Annotated in this window: 11 protein-coding genes and 2 tRNA genes; 2 read left to right on the plus strand and 11 right to left on the minus strand. The window is 69.6% G+C overall.

Features of this window, described 5'->3' with window-relative positions:
• Positions 1-247: 247 nt before the first annotated feature.
• The 4 genes from QI554_RS42670 to QI554_RS42685 are packed head-to-tail and all read right to left on the minus strand — an operon-like array spanning position 248 to position 2,545.
• Positions 248-886 carry an aminodeoxychorismate/anthranilate synthase component II gene (locus tag QI554_RS42670; protein WP_281478610.1) on the minus strand — a complete coding sequence of 213 codons (639 nt, stop codon included), beginning with the start codon at positions 884-886 and terminating at the stop codon, positions 248-250.
• Positions 883-1,089, minus strand: a complete 207-nt coding sequence (locus QI554_RS42675) for a hypothetical protein (RefSeq protein WP_281478611.1) — start codon at positions 1,087-1,089, stop codon at positions 883-885. Before QI554_RS42675 ends, QI554_RS42670 begins: the two co-directional genes overlap by 4 nt.
• Complete coding sequence (locus QI554_RS42680) at positions 1,089-1,826, minus strand: class E sortase (protein WP_281478613.1); 738 nt, start codon at positions 1,824-1,826, stop codon at positions 1,089-1,091. Before QI554_RS42680 ends, QI554_RS42675 begins: the two co-directional genes overlap by 1 nt.
• Positions 1,827-1,855: 29 nt before the next feature.
• Complete coding sequence (locus tag QI554_RS42685; RefSeq protein WP_281478614.1) at positions 1,856-2,545, minus strand: DUF881 domain-containing protein; 690 nt, start codon at positions 2,543-2,545, stop codon at positions 1,856-1,858.
• Positions 2,546-2,733: 188 nt separating this feature from the next.
• On the opposite strand from QI554_RS42685, the gene crgA reads away from it, so the two are divergent.
• Entirely contained in the window at positions 2,734-2,985 is a 252-nt protein-coding gene (gene crgA, locus QI554_RS42690; RefSeq protein WP_281478616.1) for a cell division protein CrgA, read from the plus strand.
• Between the two features lie 147 nt (positions 2,986-3,132).
• Here crgA and QI554_RS42695 read toward each other — a convergent pair whose 3' ends face one another.
• Together QI554_RS42695 and QI554_RS42700 are read right to left on the minus strand one after the other, a co-directional pair.
• The gene (locus QI554_RS42695) at positions 3,133-3,894 is read right to left on the minus strand and encodes a rhomboid family intramembrane serine protease (RefSeq protein ID WP_281478618.1); all 762 of its coding nucleotides are present in this window, start codon (positions 3,892-3,894) and stop codon (positions 3,133-3,135) included.
• A 139-nt stretch (positions 3,895-4,033) separates the two neighbouring features.
• The gene (locus tag QI554_RS42700; RefSeq protein ID WP_281478619.1) at positions 4,034-4,558 is read right to left on the minus strand and encodes a peptidylprolyl isomerase; all 525 of its coding nucleotides are present in this window, start codon (positions 4,556-4,558) and stop codon (positions 4,034-4,036) included.
• A 217-nt stretch (positions 4,559-4,775) separates the two neighbouring features.
• Between QI554_RS42700 and QI554_RS42705 the strand changes: the two genes are divergently transcribed.
• Positions 4,776-5,477, plus strand: coding sequence for a DUF5324 family protein (locus tag QI554_RS42705; protein WP_281478623.1), 702 nt, complete (start codon positions 4,776-4,778; stop codon positions 5,475-5,477).
• A gap of 75 nt (positions 5,478-5,552) precedes the next feature.
• Here QI554_RS42705 and QI554_RS42710 read toward each other — a convergent pair.
• From QI554_RS42710 to QI554_RS42730, 5 genes are all read right to left on the minus strand, one after another.
• Positions 5,553-5,625: transfer RNA gene (locus tag QI554_RS42710), tRNA-Ala, on the minus strand.
• 157 nt (positions 5,626-5,782) lie between these two features.
• Positions 5,783-5,920, minus strand: a complete 138-nt coding sequence (locus QI554_RS42715) for a DLW-39 family protein (RefSeq protein ID WP_281478625.1) — start codon at positions 5,918-5,920, stop codon at positions 5,783-5,785.
• Positions 5,921-6,039: 119 nt separating this feature from the next.
• The gene (locus tag QI554_RS42720; RefSeq protein ID WP_281478621.1) at positions 6,040-6,393 is read right to left on the minus strand and encodes a YciI family protein; all 354 of its coding nucleotides are present in this window, start codon (positions 6,391-6,393) and stop codon (positions 6,040-6,042) included.
• A 99-nt stretch (positions 6,394-6,492) separates the two neighbouring features.
• Positions 6,493-6,566: transfer RNA gene (locus QI554_RS42725), tRNA-Ile, on the minus strand.
• 87 nt (positions 6,567-6,653) lie between these two features.
• Positions 6,654-7,232 (minus strand): DUF3566 domain-containing protein (locus QI554_RS42730; RefSeq protein WP_425528142.1); only part of this gene is annotated, 579 nt, incomplete at its 5' end.

Raw genomic sequence — 7,232 nt, forward strand, 5'->3', positions numbered from 1 at the left:
TGCTGCGCCTTGCGCCGCGCCGCCCGGCCGCCCGGCTCCGCGGCGTCGGCCGCCGCGCCCGCGCGCGTACCGCCAGCGTGGGCACCGGCCCGCGCACGGTCGCGGCGCGCCAGGTCGGCGGGCGTCAGGACGGCGAGTTCGGCGGTGTGGTCGTCGAAGGCCGCGCCGGGGTCCGCCCCGAACGCGACCGTGGCATCCCCTGCGGCGTCCGAACGCCCGGCGGATATGTGCGGGTCGGCGGCGCCGGCTATGCGCTCATCCCCGAGCGGCCCACCACCGGCGCCAGCCCGGCCGCGCGCCCGACGGCCCCCGGATCCCCGCAGGCCGTCAGCCAGTTCGCCAGCATCAGGTGGCCGTCCTGTGTCAGCACCGACTCCGGATGGAACTGCACGCCTTCGACCGGAAGGGCGCGATGGCGCAGGCCCATGATCACTCCGCTCTCGGTCCATCCGGTCACCTCCAGTTCCGCCGGCATCGTGCCCGGTTCCACGGCGAGCGAGTGGTAGCGCGTCGCGGTGAACGGCGACGGCAGCCCGCTGAAGACGCCCGACCCCTCGTGCTCGACCAAACTCGTCTTGCCGTGCAGAAGTTCCGGCGCCCGGCCCACGGTAGCGCCGTAGGCCACGGCGATGGACTGCATCCCCAGGCAAACGCCGAACACCGGCACACGGCCCGCCGCATGCCGAACCATATCGACGCAGACACCGGCTTCTTCGGGCGTGCCGGGGCCGGGGGAGAGCAGGACGCCGTCGTAGTCGTCGGCGTCCTCGACCGTCACGGCGTCGTTGCGCCGGACGTCGCAGGTCGCACCCAGCTGGTACAGGTACTGGACGAGGTTGAAGACGAAGCTGTCGTAGTTGTCGACGACGAGAATGCGCGCGGTCACCCGGGCAGCCCTCCGGACGGGTTCGGGGTGACGTCGTTCACGTTGCCCTGGTCGACGGTCACGTCGCTGAACGGCAGCATCGGCTCGGCCCACGGGAAGATCCACGTGAACAGCGCGTACACGATGAACAGCACCAGCACGATGCTGATCGCCAGCCGCACCCACACGTTGCCGGGGAGGTGCCGCCAGATCCACGCGTACATCAGGACGTTCCCTTCAGCTCCGCGGGCTCGCCGGCGGACAGCGCCTGAACCCGGTCGAGGTGGCCCCAGGCGATCAGCCGGTGCGAACTGCCGTACTCAGGGTCGCACGTGGTGAGGGTGATGTACGTGCCGGGCTTGTCGAAGCCCTTCGCCGGGACCGTGGCGACGACGCCGACGTCCTCCGGCACGGTCTTGTACACCGCCTTGTCCGACGAGCCGTTCACCACGGGCTTGTCGAGCGTATAGATGTACCAGTTGACCGTGTCGTTGATGACGATCTTGTCGCCGACCCGCAGGTCGGGGAAGTGGATCATCGGGTCGCCGTACGTCTTGCGGTGCCCCGCGACCGCGAAGTTGCCGGGCTGGCCGACCTGCGCGGAGCCGTCGTACCAGCCGAGGCCCTTCTTCAGGACGTCCGCGTCGGTGCCGGCGAGCACCGTCCACTTCCACCCGCTGCCGAAGCGCGGGATGTACATCACCGCGAAGCTCTCGCCGTGCTTGTACGGTTCGGGCGCGGCCGGGGGCGGCGGCGGGCCCTTGCTCGTCGTGGGCGCGGGCGGCGCGGCCTGCGCGGCGGCGAGGTTCTGCTTCATCTTCTTGTTCAGCTTGTCGAGCTCGTCCGCTCGCGCCTGCCGTGCCAGCACGCCCGTCCAGTACAGCTGGTACACGACGAAGAGGAGGATGACGATGCCGAGCGTGATGAACGTTTCGCCCAGCCCGCGGATCGCGGTGCGCACGTGCTTCGGCTCCCCTCTCGGTCTTCCGGTCAGGAGACTTTCGCATACTGCAGGTCGAGCGGGCCCGTGTACCCCGGAAGATTGAGCTGCTTGCGGTCCTCGACCTTGTAGCCGAGGCCGTAGGCGGTGACATAGGTCGTGTAGTTATAGACGCTTTCACTGTCGTCCAACGCGCGACGCAGCTTGTCGACATCACCGACCGCTGAGATGACGTAAGGCGGCGAGTAGACCCGGCCGTGCAGGATCAGCGTGTTGCCGACGCAGCGTACGGCGCTTGTGGCGACCAGGCGCTGGTCCATGATCTGCACGCCCTGCGCACCGCCCGCCCACAGGGCGTTGACGACGCCCTGGATGTCCTGCTGGTGCACGACCAGGTCGTCGGCGGTGGGCTGGCGCACGCCGGGGATCTTCGCGGTGGCGTCCGGCGGTGCGTCCATGAGCGTAACGGTCAGCCCGGGGCCGGACAGCGGGCTGAGCCCCGAGGGGCCCTGGAGGGCGTCCACACGGGCCTGCGCCTCGGGGTCGGTCACCTGACCCCTCGTCAGATCGTCGACGTCCTCACGCAGCCCGCCGAGGTCCCGGTCGAGCACCGCGTTCTGCTGGCCCTGCTTGCGCACGAGGTCGCGGTACTCCATCGACTGGCTGTCGTTACGCAGGTTGACGCCGTGCGACGTGTTCGCGCTGATCCAGAAGAGCAGGCCCGCCAGACCGAAGACCACGAGGGTGAGGGAGCGGGGTACGATCGCACGCCAGGCCGAGCCGGAACGGCCGGGATGCTGCCGGGCGAATTCAGGCAGTCTCACACCGGGCATACGCACGTTGTCGTACCCTCCATCCGGACCTGACAGCGACTACGCTAACCGACACGTCGCAGGTCGTGTCGTGTGCCTAAACAGGAGTGACTCTCGTGCCGAAGTCCAGGATTCGCAAGAAGTCCGACTTCACGCCGCCGCCGGAGAAGAAGACGGCGATAAAGCTGGACTCGCGTCGGTGGGTCGCGCCCTTCATGCTGGGCCTGTTCCTGGTCGGCCTGCTGTGGATCGTCGTCTTCTATGTGACGAACGGCGACTATCCCGTCGAGGCCATGGGCAACTGGAACATCGGTGTCGGCTTCGCGTTCATCGCGGCCGGCTTCGGCGTCTCCACCCAGTGGAAGTAGGCATCCACAGAGTTATCCACAGTGGGGATAACTAGGCAAAGCCTGTGGATAACTCTAGCGCGCCCCGCGGCCGACCAGCCGCGGCGGCACGCCCGTGAGCTGCGATTCATCACGGCGGGTGACTACCACTGATCCCAGTGTAACGGATCAGGTGAGCTGCGAAGTACGCACCAGCACCAGGCCCACCAGCACCGCCACGATCACCGCGATGGCGGCGACCTGAACCAGCACCCGGTGCGCGCGCGGCGCGTACACCATCACGGCCGCCGTCAGCGATCCCACGATCAGCCCGCCCACGTGCGCGCGCCAGTCGATCCAGCTGGTGTTCAGGAACGTGATGACCAGGTTGATCACCAGCAGCGCGATCAACGGCCGCAGGTCGGCCTTCACCCGCTTGCCGACCACGATCATCGCGCCGAACAGTCCGAAGACCGCCCCGGACGCCCCCAGCGAGCCCTGGTTGCCGGCCGCGAGCAGGTAAGACGTCACCGTCCCGCCGAGCGCCGAGACCATGTACAGCACCAGGAACCGGGTCCGGCCGAGTAGCGCCTCCAACTGCGGCCCCAGGAACCACAGCGCCATCATGTTGAACAGGATGTGCCACGCCTGCTGGTGCAGGAACGCGGCGGTGACCAGGCGGTACCACTGGCCCTCGGCGACGCCTATCAGCTGGTGGTCGGTGGGCGAGACCGCCCGGCCGATCAGCATCAGCTTGTCGACGACCTTGTCCCCGGCGATCAGCACCAGGATCCACACCGCCAGGTTCAGGCCGATGAGGATCTTCGTCACCACACCCTGCGCCGACGGTGGCCGCACCCGGCCGCCCGCGACCGTGCGCGCGTCCCGCACCGTACGGCGCCCCTCCTCGACACACGAGGGGCACTGGAAGCCGACCGACGCACTGGCCATGCAGTCGGAACAGATGGGCCGTTCGCAGCGCGTACAGCGGACGTACGTCTCGCGCCCGGGATGCCGGTAACAGACCGGCGGACCGGCCGGCCCCGAGGGGCCGGCCGGTCCGGTGCCGTCGATCGGGTTCAACGCCGGGTCAGCGCTTCTCGACGACGATCTGCGAGATGACGACGTCCTCGAGCGGCCGGTCCATCGGGCCGGTCGGGGCCGAGGCGATCGAGTCGACGACCTTCTTGCTCGCCTCGTCGGCGACCTCGCCGAAGATCGTGTGGCGGTTGTTCAGGTGCGGCGTGAGGCCGACCGTGATGAAGAACTGCGAGCCGTTGGTGCCCGGGCCGGCGTTGGCCATCGCGAGCAGGTACGGCTTGTCGAAGCGCAGGTCGGGGTGGAACTCGTCGGCGAACTGGTAGCCCGGGCCGCCGCGACCGGTGCCGGTCGGGTCGCCGCCCTGGATCATGAAGCCGCTGATGACGCGGTGGAAGATGACGTCCTTGTACAGCGGGCCCTCGCCCTTGGAGCCGGACTTCGGGTCGATCCACTCGCGCGAGCCGTCGGCGAGACCCGTGAAGCTCGCGACCGTCTTCGGCGCGTGGTTCGGGAACAGCTCGACGAGGATGTCCCCGTGGTTGGTCTTGAGGGTGGCGTACAGCTTCTCGGCCACGGTTGAACCTTCCCTGCGGTGTTGACGGTCGTTCGGACTGTCATCGGTCCCCGGAATCCTCGCACGCTGTGTGCCGCGCCGCCCAAACGATGCGCGCCGCGGCCGGGCGCGCCCCGCCGCGGCAATGGGATATCAGATGACAAATCAGGCATGATCCGCGCGCGTCCGGGAAGAGATAGCGGATGAACCCGCCGAGGAGGAGGCTGTCGTGACCCGCATGGATCAGGCCCGCGACGCGCGCGACCGCGTCGTGGTCTGGATCGCGCCCCGCGCGATGAACGCCCGGGAGGCCGCGGTCCACTACGCGGGCGACGCCCGCGCGTGGGCCGCACCGCGCCTGGAACAGGCGCTGGCCGACGCCCGCGTCCAGGCGCAGGATCGCGTCCTGCCCGCACTCGACGCCGCCAGGCTGCGCATGACGGCGTACGGACGTGACACCGTGGCACCCGCGCTGGGGCCGCGCGTGGAGAGCGCCGTGGACGCCGCCAAGCACCGCGTCCAGGACGACCTCGTCCCCGCCGTGAACCACGCCGCGGTCGCGGCCCGTGAGGCGAGTGAGCCGATGCTCATGGAGGCCCGCTCGCGCGCCGAGGCCGCCGCCATGGCGCTGCGCGGCGAGGTCACCGCCGCCGAGATGAACAAGATCGTCAAGGCCAAGAAGCACAAGCGGCGCAGGCGGTCGTTCGCCCTCGTCACCGCGCTCGCCATCGGCGCCTGCCTCGGGTGGGTCATGTGGCAGCGCAGGGTCGAGGAGGCCGAGTGGAAGGCCGACGACACCGCGACCGAGCCCGCCCCGGGCCAGGCGGACGCGTACCGCGGCGAACCCGTCACCGACCCCGGGAGCGTCACCGAGGACCCCGGCGAGGAGGAGCTCCACGGCGCCGGCGCCAAGGGCAAGCACCGCAACCGACGCGGCTGAGCCGGCCCGACAGCACCCAACGGCGAAGGCCCGGTCCCTTTACGGGAACCGGGCCTTCGCCGTTGATCCGTCCTGTGGAGCCATGGGGACTCGAACCCCAGACATCTGCCTTGCAAAGGCAGCGCTCTACCAGCTGAGCTATGGCCCCTCGGAGACCGCGCCGTACCGACAGGTAGACGGGCGCTACGAGCATACCGAAAGAACGCGGAACCGGGCCCGCGCATATCCCCGCGCCGCCCCGGCCCCGAACGCGCACGGGCCCCGGCCGATCAGGCCGGGACCCGCACGGTGTGTCTGAGTGCGCCTCAGCGCGCCGAGGAACCCGCGGGGACCGGGTCGGTCGCCTCGGTCCACAGATCCTGCTCGGCACGGTCCGCCTGGATCTGCCGGTAGACCAACAGGCCGGCCACAGCGGCGAGGGCCACCAGGATCAGCTTCTTCATCGCGTGCCTCTCCATCCTGCGAAAGTCTGGGTGCCGTCGACAATAACAGCTTGATTACCGGGCCGCGAAGACGCGGTACGCCCGCCGCCCGGACGAACTACCGCCGCGCCCCTCGGTGGTCACCACCCCTGATGGGCCACCGGCCACACCTCGACCGGGCTCTGATCCGCGAACGGCATCTCCGCCGCGATCGCCAGCGCCCGCTCCTCGTCCACCACCTCCAGCAGGTACAACGAGGCGAGATGCTCCTTGGCTTCGATGTACGGCCCGTCCGTCACCGACGGCAGCCCCCCGACCCGCCCCACGAGCCGAGCCTCCGCCACATCCCCCAACCCGTACGCCCCCAACAGCTCCCCGGTCCCCCGGTACTTCGCATTGAACGCGTCCTGCCGCGCCACCGCCGCGGAAAACTCCTCAGCCGGAATCGAGTCCCACTTCTCCCGGTTCCCGTACACCAGCATCAGGTACTTCACCGCGCACTCCTCCGCCGTCGCGCCCGATCCGCGCCCAAAACGATCAAGGCCACCTTTCCAGTGTCTGGAAAAGTGGCCTTGGCCTGCACGCTACTTGAGTGGGCCTAACAGGACTTGAACCTGTGGCCTCTTCCTTATCAGGGAAGCGCTCTAACCGTCTGAGCTATAGGCCCCCGCGGGCGTGCTCCAAGAGAGTACCGCACCCCGTCCCGCCCGCCAAAACGGGATTGGCGGGCAGGTCGGGGGCGGGTGTTCTCGGGTCAGTCCTCCTCGGCGAGGGTGACCTCGATGCCGCCGGTGAAGGAGGCGGTGAGGTTGTAGAGGAAGGCGCCGAGGGTCGACAGGGCGGTCACCAGGATCACGTCGATCACGGCGATGGCGCTGCTGAAAACCATCGTGTTCTTCATCGACAGCGTCGACTTCAGGTCGAAGCCCGACGGGTCGGTCTCCGACTGGGTGACCTCCTTGACGGTGCTGCCGAGGGAGTCGAAGACGCCCAGGCCGTCGAGCACCATCCACAGGACCGTCACGGCCACGACCGTGATGACGCCCAGCGCGACGGACAGCAGGAAGCTGACCTTCATCACCGACCACGGGTCGATGCGCGCCGCCTTGAGGCGGGCGCGGCGGGTGCGCGGGGCCGCCGCCGAGGCGGCCGGGCGGGCCGCTGCCGGGCGGGCGGCGCCGGGCTGGGTCGGGTTCTGCGCCATCGCGTGCCCCCCAGGCTGCGCGGCCGACGGGGACGCCGCGGCCGGGTCGGCGACCGGACGCGAGGTGGTCATGGTGCCTGCCGCTCCACGGCTGCCGCCGGACGTGCCGCGGCCGCGGGCGCCGGAACG

This window comes from Yinghuangia seranimata (genome assembly GCF_029953285.1).
Lineage (GTDB): Bacteria > Actinomycetota > Actinomycetes > Streptomycetales > Streptomycetaceae > Yinghuangia > Yinghuangia seranimata.

What these genes read in the sequence shown, in the direction of transcription:
- QI554_RS42705 (WP_281478623.1), top strand. Translation starts at nt 4,776, where the DNA reads ATGGATCAGGCCCGCGACGCGCGCGACCGCGTCGTGGTCTGGATCGCG.
- QI554_RS42695 (WP_281478618.1), bottom strand. Translation starts at nt 3,894, where the DNA reads ATGGCCAGTGCGTCGGTCGGCTTCCAGTGCCCCTCGTGTGTCGAGGAG.
- QI554_RS42675 (WP_281478611.1), bottom strand. Translation starts at nt 1,089, where the DNA reads ATGTACGCGTGGATCTGGCGGCACCTCCCCGGCAACGTGTGGGTGCGG.
- QI554_RS42715 (WP_281478625.1), bottom strand. Translation starts at nt 5,920, where the DNA reads ATGAAGAAGCTGATCCTGGTGGCCCTCGCCGCTGTGGCCGGCCTGTTG.